Below are 874 nucleotides of genomic sequence, written 5' to 3' on the forward strand. Positions count from 1 at the left end.
ATGATCGGATGTCTCCTTCATGTGTCCGGAAGGGGATCGTTGAACGGACGATCGCCGGTTGACCTGCTGAGACAGAAAAACAGCCGAAAGCCGAGTCTCATTTAAATGGTACCATATCTTTTGCGATGAGGGGGCCATATGCGTTACACTCTTGCATATGACACAAACGCTAATCGGCTACGCCCGTTGCTCGACTGACAAACAGGACCTCGCCGCTCAAAAAGACGCTCTACTCAAACTGGGGGTGGCGGCTGATCGCGTGTATACTGACAAGGGTTTCACCGGCACGAACCGGGAAAGGCCCGGCCTTGACCAGGCACTGGCGGCTGTTCGCAGTGGCGATACTCTGGTGGTGCCGAAGCTTGATCGACTGGCCCGATCTGTCCCTGACGCGCGGGCTATTGGCGACAGCCTGGCATCCCGTGGTGTGAAGCTTCAACTTGGGAGCAGTGTTCACGATCCATCTGATCCAATGGGCAAGCTGTTCTTCAATATTCTCGCGACTTTCGCAGAGTTTGAAGCCGATCTGATCCGGATGCGTACCCGTGAAGGCATGGCCGTTGCTCGCTCCAAAGGCAAACTGCGCGGCAAAAAGCCCAAGCTTTCTGAACGTCAGCAGAAGGAACTTCGCCGGATGTATGATACCGGCGATTACTCCATCAGAGATCTAGCCGAAGTCTTTTCCATCTCTCGTCCGACAGTCTATCGAACTCTCAGCAGAACAGCCTCAATGTTCTTGTCGGATTCACTCTAAACGTACGCAAAGTACACTTTCGTGTCGTGACCCCGGATACGCTCAAGGTCTCGCTGACGGTCAGAAAGAGGCTCAGCAGCGGGACAGACTAGCAGAATGGGCCGTGTCATCACCTTCAGG

At 54.3% G+C, this 874-nt stretch carries 1 protein-coding gene; it reads left to right on the top strand.

Translation table 11 applies throughout. The features are described 5' to 3' along the window. Positions 1-157: 157 nt before the first annotated feature. Positions 158-754: a recombinase family protein gene (locus AD944_RS00200; RefSeq protein WP_045543145.1), complete on the top strand. Its 597-nt coding sequence runs from the start codon at positions 158-160 to the stop codon at positions 752-754. Positions 755-874: the final 120 nt, after the last annotated feature.

The organism is Acetobacter tropicalis (assembly GCF_001580915.1).
Classification (GTDB): domain Bacteria; phylum Pseudomonadota; class Alphaproteobacteria; order Acetobacterales; family Acetobacteraceae; genus Acetobacter; species Acetobacter tropicalis.